The organism is Thermosynechococcus vestitus BP-1, from assembly GCF_000011345.1.
Classification (GTDB): domain Bacteria; phylum Cyanobacteriota; class Cyanobacteriia; order Thermosynechococcales; family Thermosynechococcaceae; genus Thermosynechococcus; species Thermosynechococcus vestitus.
In genome coordinates, this window is the sequence record NC_004113.1 from 307,922 (window position 1) to 332,250 (window position 24,329).

Here is a 24,329-nt window from a genome sequence, read left to right on the forward strand (position 1 = left end):
TTATTACATGTCAAAACCTTGGGGGGAGCCCCTTTGTAAACTCCTGAGATGTCAACTCCTGAGACCAAGAGCAGGTCTTTTAGGGTCTTCTAAAGTTCAGGCTTCTATTGCTTTAATTCTCCAAGCAAAGTATGCACCTTCTCTTAAGGAAAATCGAACCATTCATGAACTAAAACTAGATGAACTTTTAGGATACATTGACAAGGCAGCCTACTATTTGGTTGTGAGAACTCAAGAGATAGATAACATCGAGAAAAATTTAAATTTATCTCTTGGGAAATTGGATGATAAGGTATATGAACAAGATATTTACCTGCGCATAGACATCGATCGAGTTCCTGAGGAAATATGCAATGCAAAGAGTAAGCTAGCCATCAAATCCTTCCTTCGAAAGCATGAAAATCAATTGAAATTTAAGAATTTTAAGGTGTCCCGTTTGAAGTTAAGCCTGAGTAGCAGAGGCTTAGAAAAATTCAGTTGTTAACAGCTAGTGGCAGCGCTATGGCATCGCCCCTGGGGAGACTGCAGAAACTAGACCTGGCCGCCCCTCCCATGCCTCTTTTTTGCAGAAAGATGGTCATGGTGGACTACGCTATTAAAACTGGTTGCTGACCTGTTTGACAACCTCTCTGATCTTCAATTGGATAGATCTTAGATTGGATACAAGAGTCCCTCAGCAACCTGAAATTAGCCATTTTGGGGGATTAGATTCAGAATCTCTGTAGCGGCGCGATCGACGACGCCGGCAGTTCCCATGGCCGCTCGCATTTCCGCGTAGCCCGCCTGCATGGCCAATCGTTTTTCCGGGTGATCCAATAGGGCAAAAGCTGCCGCGGTGATGTTGTCAATGGTGGCGCGATCCTGTAGGAGCTCAGGGACAATTTCTCTGCCAACCAGTAGGTTTGGAGGCGATACAAACTGGAGATTGAATTTGAGGAAGCGCTGATAAAGCCACAAACTCAGGGGATGCACACGGTAGATGACCACTTGGGGCACATTCAAAAGCGCTGTTTCTAAATTCACTGTGCCCGATTTGGCGATCGCCAGATCCGCTGCCGCCAGCACTTGCAGTGAGTCTTCCGCAAGGGTGACGCAAATGGGATATTGCTTGAGAACTGCTTCAATGGCTGGGCGATACTGCTGCAGAGACAACGGTAACCAAAAGCGGGCTTGAGGATAGGCCTTAGCGATATTCGTGGCAGCCCCTAAAATCAGTGGCAAGAGGGATTGAATTTCCTGTTTGCGCGAAAGGGGCAATAGGGCGATCGCCAGCTCATCGGCAGCAATCCCCAGACTTTGGCGTGCCACCTCACGACTAGGGGCGGCGGCAATACGATCCAACAGCGGATGCCCGACCCACACCACATTGGCCCCGTGACGGCGATAATAGCTGGCCTCCTCCGGAAAAATGGCTAGCAGGCGATCGCTGAGGGCAACAATCTGCTGGGTGGTCTTGAGGCCATGGGACCAGACCCACTCTTGGGGGGCAATGTAATAGACGATTGGGATGGCAAAGTGCCGCCGAATAAACTGCCCCATGGCAACATTGCCGCCAATGTAATCAATCAAAACCACCAAGTCCGGCGGATGCTGCTGTAGGTAGCGGCGAGCCTTCAGTTGCAGGGCGATCGTGGGTTTGATGAGGGGCAGGGCTTCTAGAAGTCCCACCGAGCCAATGCTCCCCGTATTAAAGAGCACCTTTGCCCCTGCGGCGGCCATGCGATCGCCCCCAAGGGCAGAAATTTCTAAGGGCATTCCCCGCTCTGCCGCCAAGCGATAGAGCGCCTTCACCAGCAGGGCACCCTGCAAATCCCCAGAGACTTCCCCCGTACTAATGAAAAGATGTGCCATACTTAGCCTTGAACCGTTGCCAGCGGCGGACAGAGTTGGTCAGCAAATTCCTGTTCATTGGCAGCCATCTCCTGCACCGCTTGGGCCATGATCTCAGGAATGGTCTGCCCCGCTGCGTATTGTGCCAACCATTGTTGAGCTGTATTCCCTTGGCGCAGAATTTTTTTGATCGGTACCAGAAAGCAGCTAAATCCTTGGGCTTTGGCGATCGGCCACACCTCTTCATAGAGTTCTGCAATCCAAGCGGCGGCTGTGAGTTGCCGGCGATCGCGCCAGTGGGTCAACACCGCCTCAAGGCTACGTTTTGCCGCAAGCTGCTCATTCTCATCTGCCAGTTGGGCCAAGGTCTCGCGATCGCCCCAGCGCAAAGGATCCAGGTCAGGGGTATCGAGCAATTGCAGCAGCCGCGCCTCCAGGAGAGCCGTAATGGCCAGTAGGGCAATGGGATCCGTCACCAAATCACAAATGCGCAGTTCCAGACGGTTTAGATCGTAGGGCCGGCGATCGCCATTAGGACGCACGGCACTCCAGAGATGCCGCACATTTTGCATCGTGCCCTGTTGAAGTTGCGCCTCCGTCCACTCAATAAAGTGGGCATGGCTAGTAAATAGGGGCACTTGGGGGGGCGTTTTGGGAAAGATGGCCCAGCGGGTGGAGTGATAGCCCGTCACCTGACCATCGAGAAACGGTGAAGCAGCACTGAGGGCTAGAAACAGGGGTGCCTCCAGCCGCACAAGCCGACAGGCACGCATCAATGCCTCTGGCTCCCGCAAACCAATATTGATGTGGACACTGGCTGTCACCACCCGGGTGCCGTAGGTTTGCTCAATGTAGGTGTGATAAGGATTCTGGGGGTCAGAACGATAAAAGCGTTGAGTGTCACCAAGACTGAGGGTGCTGCCCGGAACCAGCGTTAAGTCCCCCAAGGATTGCAGATAGGCCCGCAGCCGAAAGCGGGGGCGCAGCAAGTCACAGAGGGCCTGATCATAGAGATACACAGGGGGCGTAGTAAATTCCACATTGCGGCTATCGGGTTCACGCACAAACCCCGGCAAGTCTTTCACAATGCGATCCGACAATCCCACAATCTCGCCTGTGGGTTTACCCGTGTAGAGTTCAACCTCAAAGCCCTTTGACAGCATGGCAGCCCCTTAACTGAGTTGGGTGAGCGGGCAACCCCGCGTAGATGGGGAGTTTTTAGCTACTTAGTCACCATACCACGCTCTCGCCCTTGCCGCATATATGAACATTCGTGAAACTGCCACTGTAAGCATAACAATAAGCACAACAATCTGATACGATAACCTGTAATGCAAACTACACTGGCCAGTAGGGGTTTTCGCATGTTTGGTCAGCGGCGAGTCCAAGCGGATGTGCGTGTCGCGCGTCTCTTAGATCAATTGGGGATCCGTTACCGAGTAGATGAGGATGGCGATTACCGTGTTATTTTTGATCTGGGTAACGGGCGATCGCAACAAGCCTTTATTGACTCGCAGACCCAACAACTGGGCAGCTACGAGATTCGCGATGTCTGGTCAATTGGCTACATCTCCGACGGCCATCTGGACCAAGAGATAGCTAACTATCTCTTAATTGAAAATGCTACTAAGAAAATTGGCGCTTGGGAACTACGCCCCCTTGCTAACAATAAATACATTGCTGTCTTCTGTAACAAAGTCGCCGCTGATTGCGATGCAGAAGCCCTCGATATGAGTATCCGTATTGTTTTACAGGTGGCCGACGAATTAGAGAAAATTCTTGAGGCGGGCGATCGCCTCTAGTTTTGAGTTGTTCTAGCCCATCCTCAGCAATGGTCGCCATCTAGGATGACTCCAGAGGCGAGCTACTGGCTGACTCAAGCCCCCGCCGCCACACCTCAAGGGTGGGTAAATCATTTCAAAGATGGAAAAAGACTTTTTGGTGTGCCCCTGCTCCATATTCCGACTCACGGCCTTGGAACAAGCGCACAAGGAGCCGGTATGCTTCGAAGAGTGTAGCACGACTTCTGGGAATATAATGATGCAGGACCTGACACCTTTTGGGAACTTCCCGATAGCCTCCAGAAATTCAAGAAAAAATTTCGAAATCAACTGCGTAAATTCTATCAAGCCCTAAATGGGCTGAGTAACTGCAACATTGACCCCAATCAACCTAAACTACGGAGCATTGGCACTGTAACCCGTAACCAATGGAAGGAAATAGTTGACCAAAACTGCCGTATCGTTGTGTGCAATGGCAAAGGACAGTTTTGTAAACCTTTTGCGTTGGCAATCCTACACGATCATCAATTGATGAATACTAATAATACTAATCGACAAGGCCAAAGACAGTATGACCAAAATCTGTGTGGGGAAGTTGGTCAGCCCTCGCCGGTTTGGGTTGCTAATTTAGACAGTGATCGAGTCAATTACCAGGTGGTGACTGTTTTTGGCGCAACTGTTGATCCTCGCAAGCGTTAGTTGAATTTACTACAATAGCAAGCCGGAGGTTACGTTCAGATTTTCCCCTAGTAGTCATGAGTCACTACTACAAAATTCTTGGTTTGCAGCCGGGTGCTTCCAAAGCAGACATCAAAGCAGCCTATCGTCGCCTTTGCCAGGAGTGCCATCCCGATAAACTGCCCCCTGAAACTCCGACAAGGGCGCGGCAAGTTGTCGAGGAGCACTTCAAGCAAATCAACGAAGCCTATCACTATCTCATGGAGCATGGCGACTGTCCCTCCTCATCTGTTGAACCAGAACCAGTCAGAGATGTCGGGGCGGTGCGCCCCATTTTTGATCCGGTGCGCATGGAAGCGGTAGCGCAAAAACTAGAGCAAGAGCGATGGGCCATTGAAAGGGAATATGAACGAGCAATCAATGCCATTAACAACCAGCAACAGAAGGAGCTAGCCTACCATGGCCTCAAGCTTGATGATTTAGATGCGATCAGCTCGGCAAGGAAATGGGGCGATCTTATCCAGAGCAGCATTCTATTCTTGGTTGGTCTGTTGGTTGGTAGGATCGGAGGTTTTCTCGGCTTTCTGGGGTATGTATGGGCTTTTTTCTGTTTCTTGTACATGCTGGCAGCGATAGGGACAAAAGCAGTCAGTCCCCGCAAGTACATGATTATGTGCGAAATTAAACGGAAAACTGAGGCAGCCAAAACCGACGCTCTCCAGAAGAAAGAACGACGATTACACCAGCAATCAGCATATATTGATCGCCGTATTGAGCATTTCAAAAATCTGCCCTTAGAGATGCTTTCAGAATCCTTTGTTCAAAATCTCAGTGACGAAGATCAGTTTTTCCTGCTTTTGGCAATGAAACAAAAAGAAAAAGATGATCAATGGCAGCATCTCGTTGGGGCCGGTCTCGGAATTGCTGCAGCAGCGGGAGTGGTCCTACTGCTATCTCAGCTCTTTTTGGGTAAATCATCTTAATTTGCAGGGTGAAGCGCGATCAGGAAGAAAAAGCATATACCACCCTTTTTAGGGGGAGACTATCCCCAAAACGCATCCTACCCCTACCTTGAGCGGAATAAAATGTGATAGCATATCTGCTCTGGCATTATAGATAGTGTTTAGCTATGCCCAAAGTTCTGGTTTCCGATCCCATTGAACAGGTGGGGCTTGATTTGCTTGCCCAAGTGGCACAAGTAGATGTCAAAATCGGCCTCTCAGAGGAAGAACTGATCAAAATTATTCCCGAATACGATGCCCTGATGATTCGATCGGGAACCAAGGTCACGAAAGATGTGATTGAGGCTGCCAACCAACTGAAAATTATTGGCCGTGCTGGGGTGGGTGTAGATAACGTCGATGTGCCTGCCGCCACTCGCAAAGGGATCATAGTGGTCAATTCTCCGGAGGGCAATACCATTGCTGCTGCGGAGCACACCTTAGCGATGATGCTCTCCCTTGCCCGTCATATTCCCGATGCAAATGCTGCGGTTAAAGCGGGTCAGTGGGATCGCAAACGCTTCACAGGGGTAGAAATTTACAAGAAAACCCTTGGCATTATTGGCTTGGGTAAAATTGGCTCCCATGTGGCCACGGTTGCCCGGGCCATGGGGATGAAACTCCTTGCCTATGACCCCTATCTTTCAACGGAGCGAGCTGAACAACTGGGCTGCCGTCTTGTGGAGTTGGATGTTCTCTTTGCGGAGTCAGACTTTATTACACTGCACTTGCCGAAAACTCCCGAAACGCAGCATTTAATTAACGCCAAAACCATTGCCAAGATGAAGCCCACGGCCCGGATTATTAACTGTGCGCGGGGCGGCATTATTGATGAGGTAGCCCTTGTGGAAGCGCTCAAAAGCGGTAGGCTGGCGGGGGCGGCCCTCGATGTTTTTGAAAATGAACCCCTTGAGGCCGATTCTCCCCTGCGGAGTCTGGGAATGGAAGCGATCTTAACTCCCCACCTGGGAGCTTCCACTGAAGAAGCACAGGTGAATGTGGCTATTGATGTCGCTGAGCAAATTCGCGATGTCCTCCTGGGATTGCCGGCGCGATCGGCGGTGAATATTCCCGGCCTGCGCCCAGATGTCCTAGAAAAACTAGCGCCCTATATGCAGTTGGCAGAAACCCTTGGTAACTTGGTGGGGCAGTTGGCTGGTGGTCGGGTCGAGTCTCTGGAAGTCCGTCTGCAAGGGGAGCTGGCCACTAATGAGAGTCAACCCATTGTGATTGCTGCGCTGAAGGGGTTGCTCTCTCCAGCCTTGCGGGAGCGGGTCAACTATGTCAATGCTGGGTTAGAAGCCAAGGAGCGGGGAATTCGCGTGGTTGAGACTCGCGATGAATCGCAGCGGGACTATGCCGGCTCCCTGACGTTGATTGCTAAAAGCCCATCGATGACGCGATCGGTGTCTGGCGCTTTGCTCTCCCACAATGAATTGCGCATCACCAGTATTGATGACTTTCCCATTAGTGTGGCGCCAACCCGCTATATGCTGCTCACACTGCACCGTGATATGCCCGGCATTATTGGCAAGATTGGCACCCAGTTGGGAAGTTTCAATGTCAACATTGCCAGTATGCAGGTGGGACGCAAGATGGTGCGTGGCAATGCGGTGATGGTGATTAGCTTGGACGATCCCCTGCCCGAAGGACTCTTGGAGGAAATCCTCAAGGTCCCCGGTATTCGTGATGCCTATATCGTGAATTTGTAGGCACGGTTGTGGTGCAGCGTTGGTGGGAAATTACCGTCACTTGTCAAGCTGAGGCGGAAGAGCTGGTCTACTGGCGCCTTCAATCCTTTGGCTGTCAAGGAACGGCAACTCAACTACAGCAGGGACGAGTGTTGATCCAAGGCTATGTGCCGCAGCAGCGGGTGAGCTTACTGGACATTGCTGCCCTAGGGGTTTGGATTGAGCAGGATGTGGTGGCGCAAGGTTATCTCTCGCCAAAACTCCACTGGCAATTGGTGAACGAGCAGGATTGGGCCCATAGTTGGCAAGCCTATTGGCATCCGATACCCGTGGGCGATCGCTTGCTGATTTGTCCCGCTTGGGAAATGCCACCCCTTGATAACACTCGCTTGGTGATCAAACTGGATCCCGGCATGGCCTTTGGCACAGGCACCCACGAAACCACCCAGCTTTGCCTTGAAGCCCTAGAGATGCAACTGGATCAAACCTTTGAGCCGCTGCCGCCGACAGTGATTGCCGATATTGGTTGTGGTAGCGGTATTCTGGCGATCGCCAGCCTCTTGCTGGGGGCCCAAAAAGCCTATGCCGTGGATACCTCGGATCTTGCTGTCACCGCCACTCAACGGAATGCAGAACTAAATGGCATTAGAGCCGACCAGTTGATTGTCCACCAAGGAAGTTGGGAGCAAGTTCTGGAGCTCGTCGATGGGGTCGTCTGTAACATCTTGGCGCCCGTCATTATTGAGATTCTGCCCCACTTGCCCGCAATTGTGAAACCCAAGGGCTGGGGTATCTTTAGTGGCATTCTCTTGGATCAAGCAGATCGTGTTGCCGAACAACTGAAACGGCAAGGCTGGAGCTTGGGTAGTGTTTGGCGACGGAACGAGTGGTGTTGTCTCAATGCTCGCTTTGAACGTTTGCCAGATTAGGGGGAGCTAGCTTTTCACCTTGGCTGCAGGTCGCACCAAAGAATAGGCAGTCATCAGTTCTTGATAACAGGCCTCTAGGCGATCCAAGTTGTGACTAAGGCTATAGCGCTCCAGCACTCGTTGACGGGCTTTGTTTCCCAGCAGGCGAATCATTTCCGGATGTTGATAAAAAATGGGCAGCAGCGCTTGCAACTGGGTTTTCACATACTGGGGATTCAAGACAATGCCGGCACCGGTTAGCACTTCACCATCCGCACCGACATCGGTGGCCAAGCAGGCCAAGCCACAGGCCATTGCCTCTAGGAGCGAAAGGGATAACCCCTCAATTTGTGAGGGCAGGATGAAGACATCACAGCCACGTAAAATTTGCAGCCGTTCTTGATCATTGACGATCGCGCCAAGCCAGAGAATATTTTGCTCGGGGCCATAATTCGCCATCAGTGAGGGCATCAGGGCACCCCCCCCCACCATGAGCAACTTACAATCCGAGGGCATTTCTGCTGCACACCAAGCGCGCAGGAGGGCTTCAACATTCTTCTCAATCGCCATCCGCCCTTGGTAAACATAGAGGTAGCGCGCCTTAAAGTCCTCTTTGGCCGTAGAAGGTCCTGGGGTATATTTGCGCGTATCTACCCCATTGGGAATCACTCGCAGAGTCTCAGGGCCGACCCCAAGACGAATCAGCAGTTCCTTTTGTGATTGGGAAAAGACAATCACGCGGTCATAGCGGGCTAAAAAGGGGGCATAGAGCTGGTAAGTCATCAAGGCGGTGCCCGCCGTTAGGGTACGATATTTTTCGCTATAGGCAGGATGAAATGTGGCAACTAGGGGAATCTTTAACTCTTCGCAGATGTCGGGAAGAAAGAAATCAAGGGGAGACAGGGTCAAGGAGGCGTGGACAATATCAGGTTTGAGTTTCTTGAGGGATTCAACCAGAACTTTGTTGGCTCGTAGGGAGGGCAGGGTATAGACTTGCGATTTATAGAGGCAAGGGAGCGTTACATCTGGCATCTCACCTTCGCCCTCAGCTTCCTGTTCATCCTCTTGGGCAAAATGCAGAAAGCTCACCTGATAACCGCGATCCAATAGGCCATTGGTAATTTCACGACTATAGGTGACATTGCCACAGGGGGGAGATTTTTTGCCTAGCCACGCGATATGTAAAGCCACAATTATTGATTCCTTTTTATGTCTTTTATAGGTTATCCATGGGACCTATTTATAAAGCAGCAGTACCCACTTGATCAATGATGCGCATGGGACCATTGACATCGCCGCTGAGAAACTGCCGCAAATAGGGATTATCTGTTGTCTGAATTTCCCTTTGGGTTCCCTCCCAACAAATACGCCCTTGATAGAGCAGAATCAAGCGATCGCCCGTGCGGTCAATCGTACTCTTTTGGTGGGTCACAACAACGTAGGCATGACCGGTTTTCTCCTGTAATTCCCGAATCAGATCCTCAATCACTGTCGAGGCAATGGGATCTAGCCCTGCCGTTGGCTCATCGTAAAGCAGGAGATAGGGATCATCATCGGGGTCTTCCGGATTATCGACAATGGCACGGGCAAAACTGACTCGCTTGCGCATCCCCCCAGACAACTGCGCTGGGTAGAGGTCTTCCATGCCAGAGAGGCCAACCATCGCCAGTTTTTCACTCACAATTTCACGAATGCGGGCTTCGGGCAAACGGGTGTGCTGATACAAATAAAAGCCAACATTCTCAGCAACCGTGAGAGAGTCAAAGAGGGCAGATTGCTGAAAGACCATGCCCATGCGCAGCCGGCACAGACCATCCTGGCGCAAGCCTTGGCGGCGTTCACCGGCCACATAAACTTCGCCCCGATCAGGAGCAAGCAACCCAGCAATAATCCGCAGAATCGTTGACTTGCCAGTCCCAGAAGGTCCCAGAATCACAAGGGCATCCTGGGGATAAATGACTAAATCCACATCACTGAGGACAGGCTTATTGCCAAAGGCTTTGCAGACACCGCGCAGCTCTACTAGTGGTTCGGCCATGTGACCCATCCCTTAGCCAAAGGCTTCTAGTTGTAGATCTTCGATCGCTTGCAGTCCCCGGGCATCCCCCAGCTTAAACAGCGCTGCTTTAGCATCTTCTTGGACGCCCATATCACTGTCTTGGAGGGCAGCAATCAGTTGATCAATAGCTTGGGTGTAAAGGGGCCCAAGGGGAATTTTGCGACAGGCATGACCTAAGGCCCAAGCACAGTTACTGCGCACAGCGGCGATCGCGTCCTGAGCCAAGGCAAGGGCAAGGGCAGGAATGGCAACTGTCGCCGCCTCTTCACTCGCTTCTGCCACCTGACCCAAGGAACTAGCCGCCCATAGGCGCACAGCAGAAATATCCGTTTGCAGGGCGTGAATCAAGGGGTCGAGGGTTCGGCGATAAATTTCTGGCAAGGGAAAGCGGACACCACAGTTACCCAAAGCCCAAACAATGCCTTTGCGGACATAGCCATTCCAGTCTCGCTCCAATTGCTGAATGAGGGCATCCACCGCTGCCAAACTGGGGTTACGGCCAAGGGCATAGGCAGCACTAACGCGAACAAGAGGACAGGGTTCTTGCAGGAGATGGATGAGATAGGGTGTGGCGCGTTCATCCTGCAATTCGCAAAAGGCGCGAGCCGCCAACATCCGCTCTGTGACATCGGCAGAGGTGAGCAGGGGCAGCATGGCTTCAGGATCGGGACGAGCGCTCTCCTCATTCGGTAGCGCCGCTAGTGCATCCTCAGAACTGTCCAGAAGGGGGAAATCATTGTCATCCATACTGTTTAATCTACAGGATGCTTGGAATCCCGACTAGAGCGCACCGTTGACTTCCCCCCGAAAGCCATAGATTTGACGAGTGCCACCCAAGGCCACTAGTTGCACCACCCGCTCGTCCCCCGGCTCAAAGCGAATGGCTGTGCCAGCAGGGATATCTAAGCGCATTCCCCGCGCTTGTTCACGCTCAAACTGGAGAGCCGGATTGACTTCGTAAAAGTGGTAGTGAGATCCCACCTGAATTGGGCGATCGCCGGTATTGGCGACCGTTAAAGTCACCGTTGGCCGGCCAGCATTGAGTTCAATGGTTCCCTCTGCGGGGATCAGTTCACCGGGAATCATCGGGGTCTCAGCCCATCTTTACGAGGTATCCCCCCTATCCTAGGGGTAGAGGCGCACCCGCTGCCAGTGGTCTCCTTGGCGACGATAGCACAGGCGATCGTGGAGGCGATTGGGTCGCCCTTGCCAAAATTCAATGAGGGTCGGCAGCACACGATAGCCTCCCCAATGCTCTGGCCGAGGGACATTTTCGCCGTAGTGGGCTTCCACTGCCGCGAGGCGGGCTTCCAGCTCGGCGTAGGACGCTAAAACCTCACTCTGCTGGGATGCCCATGCCCCCCAACGGCTGCCAAGGGGACGACTTTGAAAGTAAGCATCAGACTCCGCTGCACTAATTTGCTCAACATTGCCCTCAATGCGCACCTGCCGTTCTAGCTCTGCCCACCAAAACACAAGGGCGGCCTTGGGATGGGCGGCTAATTCCCGACCTTTGCGACTGCGATAGTTCGTGAAAAAGACAAACCCGCGATCGTCTACTTCTTTGAGCAACACCAGTCGGGCAGCGGGCATCCCATCAAGGCCAACTGTGGCCAGTGTCATCGCATTGGGTTCCGGTAACTCCGCGTTGACAGCATCTGTCAACCAGAGGCGAAATTGTTCGATGGGATCCTCGGCAGCGTCGCTTTCGAGGAGACGTTGACGACGGTAATCACGGCGTAGATCAGCAATGCGGGTCATGGGTTTTCTTCGGACTTGTTGCTTGGGGATTCTTCACTGATCCTAGAGGATTCCCCGGGCGATCGCCGCCAGAGGGCGCGCAAAAAATAGCTCAGCAGCAAAAAAATCAAACCAAACCCCATAAATAGGAGGACTCGCCACAGGGGCGCAAGCTGGATGAGATCAACAAAGAAAAGCCGCCCTAAAGTAATGATGAGGGTGATTAAAGCCACCGTGCGCACCGCAGCGCTGTCCCGTTGCAAGCCATCGATAAGCAGTCCGACGCCAAAGAGTCCCCAGACAAGGGTGGCTGCCCCCGTACCGAAGGGGGCGAGTTCGTGCTGAATCCAAATCATCGTTACCCCATAGCCCAAGATCCAGTACAGAGGGCGGGTGGGTGGGGGCAAAAAACGCGTACTGACTGCTGCAGCGCCAAGCACCACCAAATGGGTGACAAAAGCCAGATTCAACAGCGGCGGGCGATCGGCGCTGGTAAAAAGCAGTTGACCAACGAAGCTAAGGCTGAGTAGTCCCCACCAAAGATGGGCAATCACCTGCAGGGGTCGCGAGGAATAGCGTTGGCTCAGATAATGCAAAATCAGCCCCTCGATCGCCAGGGGTGCGAGGATAAAGCGATTGCTGGAGTAACGAACAACAATGCCAAAGGCAATCAGCACCAGTCCCGTCAAGCTATAGACCCAGCGCCAAGGTTGCGGCAGGCGTCGCCAGAGCAGACTGGTTCCGAGGTAGAGTACCCCAAAAAGGATAGACACCCCCCCTGTTATCGTTGCTGACCACTCCCAGAGGGCAGCACTCAGGCTGAGGGCAATCACTGGGTTAAAAGGGCCGATCGTTTGACCGTAGGGTTGGGGGGAAGTCTTTTGGGAGCGATATCGCTCCGCTGCGCTGTCGCGATCGCGCCACTGATACCAAGGGGGCAACACCGTGAAGCCCAACCAAGTCAACGCCAGAATCCCCTGTAACACCCCCACCTGATCAACGGGCTGAGGAGTCATTGACAGCCTTAACATCACCCATCCCAGCCAAAAGGCTGACAGCAGGAGCGATCGCCAGCCCTTCACTGCATAAATTGCCCAACTGCCTAAGAGGATTAAAAAGGTGTAACTGGCCAATGCCAAAGGACGACTCATCTCTGGGTTGTAGAGCAACAAGGGGGTCCCTAGGCCGCCAAGGACACCAATCACTGCAAAAATGGCTCGATTTTGGCGCAACGCCATGAAAAACGCCCCTAGGGTCACCAACACCATCAATGGGAAGGCCACCCCCCAAGGCATGACGCTCAAAAACTGATAGGCAGCAAAGATCGTGAGGTAATAGGTTGCCAGGCCACCCCCCTGCAAAAACTGGCTAAAGATAGCTCGCCGCTGCAACCGCCAGCTCAACCCCATCAAGGCAGTGCCGATCACAAAACCCATGGCAACGAGAACCGCATCGGTAATCCAGCCCAATTCAACGCCATAGCGAAAGAGGAAACCCATCCCCAACAGCAGCAGGCCAATGCCGAGACGGTTGAGCCACAGTTCCCAATTTTGCAGCCCGTCAGCCGGGGAAGGCGTTACTGGGCGTAGGGGTGCCAGCGATGGCAACTCAGGTGCTGGGCGCTGGGCCTTGATCGCAGCCGGTTCCTGGGGCGGTGTTGATTGTGTTGAAGGGTCTGGGATTCCAGCAGAGGAGAGGTCTTCACGGAAAATAGCGGTTTGCAGAATCTCAAGCGATCGCTGGAGAGCAGCCACAGCGGCTTCTAAGTTTTCCAGACGACGCCGCAACTCATCCTTGTCTTCCATTATCTGGCTCCTTATGGACGATATCCCCGTTTTATGCGCTGCAGGGGAGGGCAATTCCTTGGGCAATGCACTCTAGAAGTGGCTGGAGAAGCGTGCCAACAGGCGTAAAAGGGAAACAAAATTGGGTCAGAAATCGTCCTGTAACACACAGAAAAGGTTACAAAAAGCAAATTTTATCCTTTAGAATAATTTTTATTTTCGGTGATCTGAGTCACAAAAACATTCGAAAATTAAAAACAGTTTATTAAAAGTTTATAAAATTTTCTTATTTTCTTTCATCAACTGTAAATTCCGTCAATGTGCCAGTCTGCGTCGGTTTCACCGACTTCAGTGCTTTTTTATTCTCTTTCAAAATGTTTGCCACGAACAAAATGCCCGTGATGCTGGATTCTAGGCCTTCGTGGTAGGTTGAGACAGTTCCGCGATGAGAGCGAACACGGCACCAGTAGGGGTTATCCCTGTGTGATGTTGGTGCCCTACTGTCCAGCCGTATGGATGCCCTTTTTAACGGACGCCTATGAAAAAAACGCTTTATGTGGGTCTGACAACAACCACGTTGGCTGTGTTGGGACTGCTTTCCAGTAGTCGTGCAACCACAACCACGCCAGCCCCAGAATCTGTTTCAGCCCCAGCCGCGCCGGCCGTTGCCACCAAAGTTGGGGAACGCCAAGCCACTACTGCAGCGACAACGCGAGCGATCGCCAGTCTCCATCGCCACCAACAGCAAGGCCGCGAAGCCGTAACCGTCTATTTGCGGGGGATTCCTGTACTCACCTTTTTGGGGCAGCAGGTAACAGCCACGGCGGGCGTCAAAGTAGCTGCCGCTAATGGCGCTGGCATGCCAGAGCAAACCACCCTCTCAGAGGCAGCCCAACAGGCAACCCTTCTCACCGCTCGCCTCAATCAGCTCCACGAACAGGGCTTTGACGCCAACCTGGTGCGTGTGCGTTGGGATGCCCAACAACAAAACTATCGCATCTACGCCGATCAAGAACCGCTCCTAACCCTGAACAATCAGGTCATGCTCCCGAATGGTTCACAACGCAGCGATGAAAACGCCCTGCGAATTGCCAACCTGATCCGACGCCAGTTGGGCAATGCCCCTGCTTTAACCAGCGTAGAGGGCAGCCCCAATAGGGTGGTGGCCATGGGGCCAATTCGGATGCAGTTTACGGGCCTTGCCTCCTGGTATGGTCCCGGCTTCCATGGTGCCCGCACCGCTAATGGTGAGCGATTTGATCAAGATGCCCTGACAGCGGCCCATCGCACACTGCCCTTTGGTAAACGGGTACGGGTGACCAATCTCCAAAATGGCCGCTCAGTGGTGGTGCGGATTAACGATCGCGGGCCTTTTACCGGGGGACGGGAAATTGACCTCTCGCGGGGGGCGGCGGCTGCCATTGGCCTCATTGGTGCCGGTGTCGGATATGTACGCATTGACGTTTTGGACTAACCCCCACCCCCTAAGGGCAAAGTGATAGAATGAACGACATGCTAGGGGTGTCTGCGGTCACAGCAGGCTGAGAGCAAACCCTTAGAACCTGAACCAGATCATGCTGGCGCAGGGAAGCTGTCTAGAGAGGATTCCATACAATGGTGCGTAGCGAATGGATTGCTGCCCGCAAAGGGCACGACAATGTCACCCAAATGCATTATGCCCGACAAGGGATTATTACCGAAGAAATGCACTATGTGGCGCAGCGGGAAAACTTGCCCCCTGAATTGATTCGCGATGAAGTTGCCCGCGGCCGGATGATTATTCCCGCCAATATTAATCACCCCAACCTCGAACCGATGGCGATCGGGATTGCCGCCAAGTGTAAAGTCAATGCCAACATTGGTGCCTCTCCCAATTCCTCGAACCTTGAGGAAGAATTGGCGAAGCTGCGTCTAGCAGTGAAGTATGGTGCCGATACGGTGATGGATCTCTCCACAGGGGGAGGTGACCTTGACGCCATTCGCACCGCCATTATTAATGCCTCACCGGTACCCATCGGCACAGTGCCTGTCTATCAAGCCCTTGAAAGTGTTCACGGCAGTGTTGAACGGCTCACCCCTGATGATTTTCTCCATGTGATTGAAAAGCACGCTCAGCAGGGGGTGGACTACATGACAATCCATGCAGGGCTTCTCATTGAATACCTGCCTTTGGTAAAAAACCGCATCACAGGGATTGTGTCTCGTGGCGGCGGCATTCTTGCTAAGTGGATGCTCTATCACCACAAACAAAATCCTCTTTATACCCACTTCCGTGACATTATTGAGATCTTTAAAAAATATGATGTCTCCTTCTCTTTGGGGGACTCGCTGCGGCCGGGGTGTTTGCATGATGCCTCCGATGAAGCCCAACTGGCGGAATTGAAAACCCTCGGTCAACTCACCCGCAAGGCTTGGGAACACGATGTCCAAGTGATGGTGGAAGGCCCTGGCCATGTGCCCATGGATCAAATTGAATTTAATGTGCGCAAGCAGATGGAGGAATGCTCTGAAGCGCCCTTCTATGTCCTTGGTCCTCTGGTCACTGACATTGCCCCCGGCTATGATCACATTACCAGTGCTATTGGCGCTGCCTTGGCGGGTTGGTACGGTACGGCCATGCTTTGCTATGTGACCCCCAAAGAGCACCTGGGCTTACCCAATGCCGAAGATGTGCGCAATGGCTTGATTGCCTACAAAATTGCGGCTCACGCGGCAGACATTGCCCGTCACCGTCCGGGGGCGCGCGATCGCGATGATGAACTGTCGCGGGCACGGTACAACTTTGACTGGAACCGCCAGTTTGAACTGGCCCTTGATCCGGAGCGAGCCCGGGAATACCACGACGAAACCCTACCGGCGGATATCTATAAAACCGCTGAGTTCTGCTCCATGTGTGGACCCAAATTCTGCCCCATGCAAACGAAGGTAGATGCCGAGGCCCTTGCCGAGCTGGAGAAATTCCTCGCCAAGGACAAAGATCAAGTGAGTGCCTCTGCCTAGGGCATGGCCATTGATTTCAAGGGGGGGCTGATGGCGATCGCCCTCCTTTTTGATGTCACCAATGGCTTCCATGATGCCGCCAATGCCATTGCAACGGTGGTGGCCACCCGTGCCCTTTCCCTACGCTCGGCGCTCCTCCTTGCTGCTGTGGCTAATTTTGGTGGGGCTTTCTTGAGTACGCGGGTGGCGCTCACCATTGAAGCAGGCATTCTCCACAGCAGTGCCTTGGGTGGCCATTGGTTTGGCGTGATTAGTGCTGCACTCCTGGGGGCCATGGCCTGGAATTTGCTCACTTGGTATTGGGGTTTGCCCAGCAGTTCGTCCCACGCCCTCATTGGTGGCTTGGTGGGAGCAGCCCTCTTTCAAGTGTCACCCCAGATCATCTATTGGCACGGGATTGTTGGATCGGTGGTCATTCCCATGGTCGTGTCCCCCTTGGTGGCGATCGCGGTCGGCCTGAGTTTCATGACGCTTGTCGAGAAATGGCTGCAATGGCGAGACATTCCCCCAGAACACTGGCAACGGTTGCAGATTCTCTCGGGAATGTTGATGGCAGTGGCCCACGGTGCCAATGATGCTCAGAAAACAATGGGGGTAATGACCCTTGCCCTTGTGAGTTGGGGGAAACTGTCTCCGGATGCCGGTGTACCCTTCTGGGTGATGGCTGCCTGTGCCTTGGCGATCGCCATCGGTACCTATGGCGGCGGCGAGCGCATTATCCACACCACGGGGGAGAAAATTACATCCCTTGACCCTGTCAGTGGCTGCTTAGCTAACCTGAGTGCTGCCTTGACCGTGGCAGCCGCTAGTCTAGTGGGCTTTCCCGTCAGTACCACACAAGTCGTAGTGGGGGCGATCACCGGTGCCGGCTATCGCCAGCAAGGGGAAGTGAACTGGCACGTGTGGGGCCAAATTTTCATGGCCTGGGTGCTGACACTTCCCGGTGCCGCCCTGCTGGCGATGGCAATCTCTTTTTGTCTAGGGCAACTTTAAGCCAAGCTCAGGAAACCTGTGTGGGTTGCATCCGTTGGGCATACTCCCGAAAGCGTTCGAGATCCGCTTGCAGTGTACTTTCAACCACGCGACCCAAGAACAGGCGATCCATAATTTGTCCCAAGACCCCCGGAATTGCATAGGCGACCGAGAGCTTAACAATTGTGCTGCCCTGGCGATCGTAAAAGCGAATTGCCCCCCGATTGGGTAGGCCATCCACGGATTCCCACTGAATAATTTGGTGCTTGACCTGGCGACAAATGCGCGATCGCCAGCTAAAGTGCCAGTTTCCCGTGGCCAACGTCCAGCGGGATAGCGTGGGGTCCTCGGGGGTGATGACCACCGATTCAATCCACTTCATCCACAGGGGCATTTTCTCGAGATCGGACCACAGTGCCCAGACGCGATCGACAGCGGCGGCCACTTCAATCTGGACCGTATGCTCTAACCAACTCATGGGTGACCTCCTGCCAAAATCGCTTGGGCGGCTTGTCGTCCGGACATTGTCGCCCCCTCCATACTGTCAATGTAGTCCTGCTGCGTGTAGCTGCCCGCCAAGTAAAAGTTAGGAACAGGCGTCTTTTGGGGTGGACGATAGGGATCCATGCCGGGGGCCTCGCGATAGAGGGACTGCGCTAATTTGACGACACTGTACCATGTCATGTTGAGATGGCGCGACGAGGGGAACAGTTCATGGACTTGGCGCAGGACGTGTTGGGCAATCTCTTCATTGCTGGCCTTAATGAAGGGATCACCGGGGGTGAGCACCACTTGGAGCAGGGAGCCTTGGCCTTCGCGATAGTAGTCCGCTGGGCTAGTGAGAGCCAAATCGGCAAAGCAGGAAAAATCGGCATCGGCGGTGTACAGCAGGTTATCAATACCCGTTGCTGCCACCTGTTTTTGTTTACGGGGGTCCTGCAATTCCGTAACCCAGCCATCAAATCGCAGTTGCACCGTGGCCACAGGCACGGCCTCGAGCTTAAAGATGTTGTCGAAGGTTGGGTGCGATCGCCACGCCTCTGGAATCAGGCGTTGAATCCCCGGCACATCACAGGCACACAGATAGGCATCCGCCGTCACGGTTTCTAGCGCTTCCCCACGGGGAATGACTAAGCCTTCCACCCGCCAAGTGCTGGCATCCTCGCCGCGAAACAGAATTTCCTTGACTCGTCGCCGCAGATGAATTTTAGCCCCCCGCGCTTCAATATAGTTGACCAAGGGCTTGAGCAGGTATTCCGCTGGTGATCCTTTGAGCATATTCAGCCGTGAGGCAGTTGTTTTGGCGGCAAACATCATAAAGATTGTCAGCATACAGCGAGCGGACATGTGCTCGGTATCAATGAAACCCAAGGCGTAGGAAATGGGATTCCAGAGGCGTTTGAGGCTATTTTCTGAACCGCCATGCCGCCGAAACCACTCCGCAAAACTCATGCAATCTAAGGCGCGAATTTGGCGCATCGCCCCCTCATAGTCCACAAGACCGCGCACCACAGGACTGGTGCCAAGGGCAATAGCATTAAAAAACTTATCGGCAGCGGAGAGTTGACGGGTGGTGAAGAAGGCCTTGAGACCGTTGAAGGGGGCGCCCAAGGGAAAGCGAAAATCCAGTTCCCCCACCTGACCCCCACGATTAATAAAGGTGTGGGTATGTTCTTTGGGCAGGAGGTTGGCGATCGCCCCCACCTTGGTCATCAATTCAAAGAGATTGGCGTAGTTGTAAAAGAAAACATGCAGCCCCATCTCAATGTGGTTGCCATCGGCATCTTGCCAACTGCTGACTTTGCCCCCCACAAAGGGACGGGATTCGTAGATTTCAACCCTGTGACCGGCATCCACCAAATCCACTGCGGCGGCTAAGCCGGCCAATCCTGCACCAACAATGACAACCCGCATCGGTGATCCCAGAAAACTTTACAGATTTTAACATTTTTCGTCCCCCGAGCGGTTTGCCGCGCGTTAAGAAACTTGGCAGAGCCCCTTGGTCCCCAGAACCCTCGTCTATGATCGAGGTAAGTTGAAGTTTTTGAATCGCTCACACTTACGGTGTGCTTATGGCTACGCGTCGTGTCCTTGCCTTTCCCCTCTGGCAGTATTTGAACCAACGCCTATTTACTCCGGGCTTTACCCTGAATCCCAAGCGGTTCTGGCGGCAGTATTACGATGCTTACCTCGAACGCTGCTGGCAAAAGGACTGTGCCTCCAAGGAAGAACCCTCCTGTTAATCATTCCCCAGGTTCGCTAAAATGAGATAGCTCAGTTTCCCGATCAAGATTAGGGACTTTTAGCTGTCGTCATTTTGGTTACCTTCGCCTGGTGGAAGACAAAAATACTATGGTTGCTTCGCCCCCCTCTGCCGATGCCGCACTGAAACGCTCAAAAATTGAGGCTCTTAAGGAACGGAGCCAACACCTGCGAGAACCGGTTGCCACAGAATTACTAGAACCAACGAATCGTTTTAGTGAAGAGGGTGCGCAGATCCTCAAGTTCCATGGCTCCTATCAGCAGGATAATCGCGATAACCGCGTCAAAGGGCAGGAAAAAGACTACCAGTTCATGCTGCGCACCCGCAGTCCGGCTGGCTATATTCCGCCGCAGCTCTATTTAACCTTGGATCGCTTGGCAGAGGAGTATGGCAACCGCACCCTGCGGGCGACAACACGGCAGGGATTTCAACTCCATGGTATTCTCAAGAAGAATCTAAAAGCAGCGATCGCTGCCATTGTCCGCAGTATGGGATCCACCTTGGGCGCCTGCGGTGATCTGAACCGCAATGTTATGGCGCCCCCTGCCCCCTTTCGCGATCGCCCAGAATATACCCTTGCCTATGAGTATGCCCACCGCATTGCCGATCTCCTAACACCCCAAACGGGTGCCTACTACGAGATTTGGCTCGATGGCGAAAAGGTGATCTCCGCCGAAGAGCACCCCGATGTCAAGGCGGCACGGCAGCGTAATGGCAATGGCACCATTTTCCCGAATAATGAAGAGCCAATCTACGGCGATCATTATATGCCCCGCAAATTTAAGTGCTGCGTCACGGTGCCGGGGGACAATTCTGTGGATCTTTTCTCCCAAGATTTGACCCTAGTGGTGATCACCAACCCCCAGGGGCAGCTCGAGGGGTTTAACATCTATGCCGGTGGTGGCTTGGGGCGCACCCACAACAAAGAAGAGACCTTTGCCCGCCTGGCCGATGAAATTGGCTTTGTGCGAGCAGCCGATGTCTACGATGCAGTGAAGGCCATTGTGGCGACGCAGCGGGACTATGGCGATCGCTATAATCGGCGCCACGCCCGCTTGAAATACCTGATCCATGACTGGGGGGTGGAAAAATTCAAGGCCAAGGTGGAGGAATACTTTGGCAAACCCCTCGAACCCTTCCGCCCCCTGCCGCCGTGGCGCTATCAGGACTTTTTGGGCTGGCACCCCCAAGGGGATGGCAAATTCTTCTATGGTTTGTCCATTGCCAATGGCCGCATCCTGGATCAGGGCAACTTCAAACTCAAGTCGGCCCTCAAGAAGATCGTTGAGGACTTTCATCTCCCCCTGCGGGTGACGCCCCACCAAAATCTGCTGCTGTGCGATATCTCTCCCGAGCAACAGGATGCCATTCAGCACCTCCTTGAGGAGCACGGCGTTCGGGATGTCAGTGCCATTGATCCCCTTGAACGCTATAGCATGGCCTGCCCAGCATTGCCCACCTGTGGCTTGGCCATTACCGAGTCGGAACGGGCGATTCCGGGGGTACTGGAGCGGATTCGTCGCCTCATGGATCGGCTGGGGCTAAAGGACGAACATTTTGTGATTCGGATGACGGGGTGTCCCAATGGCTGTGCCCGTCCCTACTTGGCGGAATTGGGCTTTGTTGGCATTGTCCCTGGCGCTTATCAAACGTGGTTGGGGGGGAGTCCCGATCAAACCCGCTTGGCGGAGGTCTACATTGAGCGCTTACCTATTGCTGAACTGGAAACGGTCCTAGAGCCATTGCTGGTCTTTTATCGCGATCGCCGGCAGCAGGGAGAATCCTTTGGGGATTTTTGCCATCGGGTTGGTTTTGCCGCCTTGCGGCAGTTTGCGGCAAATTACGTTCCCACTGCCCCACCAAAGCGCTATCGCGTGGATGTGCGCGCTGATCAATACCAACAACTCAAGGAATTGGCAGCAGCCGAGGGCAGGTCCCTAGCGGCGGTGACCCGTGAAGCAATTCAGCATTACCTTGAGCAATCCCGGCAAAACAAGCAAGGATAGGATGCCTATCGGCTATAATGAGGAATCGCCAAAGAGGGCGGCATAGCCAAGTGGTAAGGCAGAGGTCTGCAAAACCTTTATTCCCCGGTTCGAATCCGGGTGCCGCCTTCCCCATTCCATTGGTTATCCAGCTCGCTGCTCCAGCCAATCTAAGAGTCGATGGATACCCCAGCAGTAGTCTGGATCACCCCAAAGGCGTTGGCACTTGCGATCGCTGGTAAAACCCACGTGACCTCCCTGTTCGCTCAGCAGCAGGGTAAGGGCAGGATTGCCCTCGGCAATCGTGAGCAGTTCGGGCACAAGGGAGGGATCAAATAGGGGATCATCGGCGGCATAGAGAATCCAGAGGGGTATTCTCAATTGGGGCAGCAGCGGCAAGGGACTACTGGCAGCGTAATACTCAGCTACACTGCTAAAGCCCAGGCGATCAATGACGAGGGCGGCGTCAAAACCGGCAATGGTGTCAATCTTGGCAACGGTGTTGAGATCAAAGAGCTGAGGATAAAGGCGATGAAGGTGGCGAGCCAAGTGTTGGAGTTGACGGCTGATGGCGCCTTCAAATTGCCGCCCCCAAAACGTTGTGCCTAGGTAGGCAAGGGAACGATTGGAGTCAAGGTTGGGGCAGATCACCGCCGCACCGCCAATCTCTGTTTTTCCTTGCTGTTGGGCATACCAGGCACCCCAAAGGGCTAGCTGCCCCCCCAAGGAATAACCAACCAACCAATAGGGAGGAGTATAGCCAAGGGCTTGACACTGCTGGGCGATCGCCACAAAGTCTTGCCCTTCATAGAGACCATCACTGGTTAACACTGGAGACAGTTCTGCACTGCGGCCATGGGCACGCCAATCGAAAAGGAGGACATCAAAGCCGCGGGCGATCGCCCAATGGGCAAGGGTATGCAAGTACCATTGATTCTTGAGATCACCCGTAATGCCGTAGGTGGCAATGAGGGTGCCGCGGGCTTGGCCAACCCGATACCCCTCACCGTACAGGGGCACGCCCTCAGCTCCCTGGAAAACATGGCTGGTGTGGGGTTGCCAAGGGTAGAGACATCCCCAGCGTTGGACATAGGCCGTAAAAACGGTGTGGATCACGCCAGAGTGCAGCGGCACTGGTGGCCAATAGGATAGGGATTGCATAGAATTTAGTCATCCATCGTAGGCAAACTGGGCAAAGTTGGGCGTTTGTGGTGATCATTGTGAGGCATAGGCGATGACACAGAGCAATGGTCCAAAGCGGACAGAGCCCTACACCATAGAAACTTGTCTGACGGATGTCCAAGCCAATCGCTTGCTGGATGAAGTCTTTGCCGCCCTGGAGACCAACCCCAATGAGCCCGAATCCCTCGCAGCGGTTTTAGAGCCTAAGCCTTCCCTCCCCGTCCCTTTTGAACCGACGACTCCCCCTTCGGAGCCTTCTCGCTGGCTGCACCGTCCAGAGCCGCCGCCAACATTTTCTTGGGGCGATCGCTTTTTGATGGGGGTAGGCATTGCCTCCTTTGTCCTGGGGGTTGGCCTCTGGATCAGCCTGAATCGCCAACCGGTCGCAGTTGCCCCTGACCCTGGGGTGACCACAACCCCTAGCCCCGCCGACATGGCCTTCGCTGAGTATCTGCAAAGGTCCCTTCAACTCCTGAGCCAGCAGGCCGCCACCCCGACCCCTTCACCCCCCGCGATCGCCAGCAATTCTATGCCCAGCCCCACCACCTCTGCGCCAACCGTTGAGCGCATCTACGTTCCCGTTTACCAAGCCCCCCCAACACCCACGGTGACCCTGCCCAATTTACCAACGGTGACCCCCCCTGAGCCAACAGCAACCCCTGCGCCGCCGCCGGCGCCCCCTCAACATACCCTAGTTGGCATCCTCGAACTGGGGGATCGCTCAGTGGCGCTTTTTCAAAGCCATGGCCAAACGCTGCGCTTGAGTGTGGGCGATACAATTGGCAACGACGGCTGGCAACTGGTGCAGATTCAAAATCAGCGGGCCGTGCTACGACGTCAAGGGGAAGTGCGCTCCCTCACCGTCGGTCAAAGTTTTTAGGGAGGGGGCAGCCATGAGTTTTTTTCGGGACTTGAATGCATTCCTAGAGCAAAAACTCGAGGACTTTATCCGTGCCAATCCTCAGCTTGAACTGAATCTGCTGCTCCTTGAGCTAGACGATCAAGAACGGCAAACCCAAGAGCGCCTATTACGGTTGCAACAGGAAGTCAATACCTGTGAACAGCAGATTTTAGGCCTTGTTTCTGAGATTCGCCGCTGGCGCGATCGCATCCAAACGGCGATGGCCGCTCAGCGCCCCGACCTGGTGGAATTGGCACAGCAACGGGAGGCTGAATTACGCCGACGTGGAGAGCAATTGTGGACCCAGCGGCTCAATGCCCTCCATCAAATTCCCCTTACCCAGCAACTTTTGCAAAAGATTCGCGATCGCCGTCAGGAAGTGATGAACCGCGTTCCTACTACCAGTGCACCGCCACCCCCGCCCCCACCCCCGCCGCGCATCAGCAGTGACCTCAATGATCCAATTGAAGCTGAGTTTCGTCGCCTGGAGCTGCAAACTGCCCTTGAGGAACTGAAACGCTCGATGGGGTTATAGGGCAACAGACGTGGGACAA

General features: G+C 53.8%; 23 protein-coding genes, 1 tRNA gene and 1 riboswitch. Of the genes, 13 read left to right on the forward strand and 11 right to left on the reverse strand.

The genetic code is table 11. The features are described 5' to 3' along the window. The first annotated feature begins 7 nt into the window (after positions 1-7). Positions 8-484 (forward strand): hypothetical protein, encoded by a 477-nt coding sequence (locus tag TLL_RS01630; protein ID WP_164920673.1) that lies wholly within the window; start codon positions 8-10, stop codon positions 482-484. Positions 485-687: 203 nt separating this feature from the next. On the opposite strand, the gene lpxB is transcribed toward TLL_RS01630, so the two are convergent. Together lpxB and gshA are read right to left on the reverse strand one after the other, a co-directional pair. Further along, complete coding sequence (gene lpxB, locus TLL_RS01635; protein ID WP_011056176.1) at positions 688-1,851, reverse strand: lipid-A-disaccharide synthase; 1,164 nt, start codon at positions 1,849-1,851, stop codon at positions 688-690. 2 nt (positions 1,852-1,853) lie between these two features. After that, complete coding sequence (gshA, locus tag TLL_RS01640) at positions 1,854-2,993, reverse strand: glutamate--cysteine ligase (RefSeq protein WP_011056177.1); 1,140 nt, start codon at positions 2,991-2,993, stop codon at positions 1,854-1,856. Between the two features lie 168 nt (positions 2,994-3,161). Here gshA and TLL_RS01645 point away from each other — a divergent pair, with 168 nt between their 5' ends. The 4 genes from TLL_RS01645 (at position 3,162) to prmA (ending at position 7,910) form a co-directional block, all read left to right on the forward strand. Further along, positions 3,162-3,632, forward strand: a complete 471-nt coding sequence (locus tag TLL_RS01645) for a hypothetical protein (RefSeq protein ID WP_011056178.1) — start codon at positions 3,162-3,164, stop codon at positions 3,630-3,632. Positions 3,633-4,366: 734 nt separating this feature from the next. Then, complete coding sequence (locus tag TLL_RS01650; protein ID WP_011056179.1) at positions 4,367-5,272, forward strand: J domain-containing protein; 906 nt, start codon at positions 4,367-4,369, stop codon at positions 5,270-5,272. 146 nt (positions 5,273-5,418) lie between these two features. Further along, complete coding sequence (gene serA, locus TLL_RS01655) at positions 5,419-7,002, forward strand: phosphoglycerate dehydrogenase (protein ID WP_011056180.1); 1,584 nt, start codon at positions 5,419-5,421, stop codon at positions 7,000-7,002. An 8-nt stretch (positions 7,003-7,010) separates the two neighbouring features. Continuing rightward, positions 7,011-7,910, forward strand: a complete 900-nt coding sequence (prmA, locus tag TLL_RS01660; RefSeq protein ID WP_011056181.1) for a 50S ribosomal protein L11 methyltransferase — start codon at positions 7,011-7,013, stop codon at positions 7,908-7,910. 6 nt (positions 7,911-7,916) lie between these two features. On the opposite strand, the gene TLL_RS01665 is transcribed toward prmA, so the two are convergent. The 6 genes from TLL_RS01665 to TLL_RS01690 are packed head-to-tail and all read right to left on the reverse strand — an operon-like array spanning position 7,917 to position 13,493. After that, positions 7,917-9,080 (reverse strand): glycosyltransferase family 4 protein, encoded by a 1,164-nt coding sequence (locus TLL_RS01665; protein ID WP_011056182.1) that lies wholly within the window; start codon positions 9,078-9,080, stop codon positions 7,917-7,919. 49 nt (positions 9,081-9,129) lie between these two features. After that, a complete protein-coding gene (locus TLL_RS01670) occupies positions 9,130-9,927 on the reverse strand; it encodes an ABC transporter ATP-binding protein (protein ID WP_164920674.1) in 798 nt (265 codons plus the stop codon). A gap of 12 nt (positions 9,928-9,939) precedes the next feature. After that, entirely contained in the window at positions 9,940-10,695 is a 756-nt protein-coding gene (locus TLL_RS01675) for a HEAT repeat domain-containing protein (protein WP_011056184.1), read from the reverse strand. Positions 10,696-10,728: 33 nt separating this feature from the next. After that, positions 10,729-11,034, reverse strand: a complete 306-nt coding sequence (locus tag TLL_RS01680; RefSeq protein ID WP_011056185.1) for an urease subunit beta — start codon at positions 11,032-11,034, stop codon at positions 10,729-10,731. A gap of 39 nt (positions 11,035-11,073) precedes the next feature. Beyond that, a complete protein-coding gene (gene pdxH, locus TLL_RS01685) occupies positions 11,074-11,709 on the reverse strand; it encodes a pyridoxamine 5'-phosphate oxidase (RefSeq protein ID WP_011056186.1) in 636 nt (211 codons plus the stop codon). Continuing rightward, on the reverse strand, positions 11,706-13,493 hold the full coding sequence (locus TLL_RS01690) for a DUF2339 domain-containing protein (RefSeq protein WP_011056187.1): 1,788 nt from the start codon (positions 13,491-13,493) through the stop codon (positions 11,706-11,708). The genes pdxH and TLL_RS01690 overlap by 4 nt, the downstream gene beginning before the upstream one ends. A gap of 517 nt (positions 13,494-14,010) precedes the next feature. On the opposite strand from TLL_RS01690, the gene TLL_RS13000 reads away from it, so the two are divergent. From TLL_RS13000 to TLL_RS01705, 3 genes are all read left to right on the forward strand, one after another. Then, complete coding sequence (locus TLL_RS13000) at positions 14,011-14,946, forward strand: septal ring lytic transglycosylase RlpA family protein (protein WP_011056188.1); 936 nt, start codon at positions 14,011-14,013, stop codon at positions 14,944-14,946. A gap of 33 nt (positions 14,947-14,979) precedes the next feature. After that, positions 14,980-15,078, forward strand: a riboswitch (TPP riboswitch). 11 nt (positions 15,079-15,089) lie between these two features. Then, entirely contained in the window at positions 15,090-16,472 is a 1,383-nt protein-coding gene (gene thiC, locus TLL_RS01700; RefSeq protein ID WP_164921089.1) for a phosphomethylpyrimidine synthase, read from the forward strand. Between the two features lie 3 nt (positions 16,473-16,475). Further along, complete coding sequence (locus TLL_RS01705; RefSeq protein ID WP_011056190.1) at positions 16,476-17,465, forward strand: inorganic phosphate transporter; 990 nt, start codon at positions 16,476-16,478, stop codon at positions 17,463-17,465. A 7-nt stretch (positions 17,466-17,472) separates the two neighbouring features. Here the strand turns inward: TLL_RS01705 and TLL_RS01710 are convergent, their stop codons facing one another. Beyond that, a complete protein-coding gene (locus tag TLL_RS01710; RefSeq protein ID WP_011056191.1) occupies positions 17,473-17,922 on the reverse strand; it encodes an SRPBCC family protein in 450 nt (149 codons plus the stop codon). Continuing rightward, complete coding sequence (zds, locus tag TLL_RS01715) at positions 17,919-19,358, reverse strand: 9,9'-di-cis-zeta-carotene desaturase (RefSeq protein WP_011056192.1); 1,440 nt, start codon at positions 19,356-19,358, stop codon at positions 17,919-17,921. Before zds ends, TLL_RS01710 begins: the two co-directional genes overlap by 4 nt. Positions 19,359-19,516: 158 nt before the next feature. Between zds and TLL_RS12615 the strand changes: the two genes are divergently transcribed. From TLL_RS12615 to TLL_RS01725, 3 genes are all read left to right on the forward strand, one after another. Continuing rightward, complete coding sequence (locus TLL_RS12615) at positions 19,517-19,687, forward strand: hypothetical protein (protein WP_165442172.1); 171 nt, start codon at positions 19,517-19,519, stop codon at positions 19,685-19,687. A gap of 109 nt (positions 19,688-19,796) precedes the next feature. Next, positions 19,797-21,713 (forward strand): sulfite reductase, ferredoxin dependent, encoded by a 1,917-nt coding sequence (gene sir, locus TLL_RS01720; protein WP_164920675.1) that lies wholly within the window; start codon positions 19,797-19,799, stop codon positions 21,711-21,713. Between the two features lie 36 nt (positions 21,714-21,749). After that, a tRNA-Cys gene (locus TLL_RS01725) sits at positions 21,750-21,821 on the forward strand. A gap of 15 nt (positions 21,822-21,836) precedes the next feature. Here TLL_RS01725 and TLL_RS01730 read toward each other — a convergent pair. After that, a complete protein-coding gene (locus TLL_RS01730) occupies positions 21,837-22,853 on the reverse strand; it encodes a YheT family hydrolase (protein WP_011056195.1) in 1,017 nt (338 codons plus the stop codon). 73 nt (positions 22,854-22,926) lie between these two features. On the opposite strand from TLL_RS01730, the gene TLL_RS01735 reads away from it, so the two are divergent. Beyond that, positions 22,927-23,754: a hypothetical protein gene (locus TLL_RS01735; protein WP_011056196.1), complete on the forward strand. Its 828-nt coding sequence runs from the start codon at positions 22,927-22,929 to the stop codon at positions 23,752-23,754. A 13-nt stretch (positions 23,755-23,767) separates the two neighbouring features. Next, complete coding sequence (locus tag TLL_RS01740; protein WP_011056197.1) at positions 23,768-24,310, forward strand: TIGR04376 family protein; 543 nt, start codon at positions 23,768-23,770, stop codon at positions 24,308-24,310. Positions 24,311-24,329: the final 19 nt, after the last annotated feature.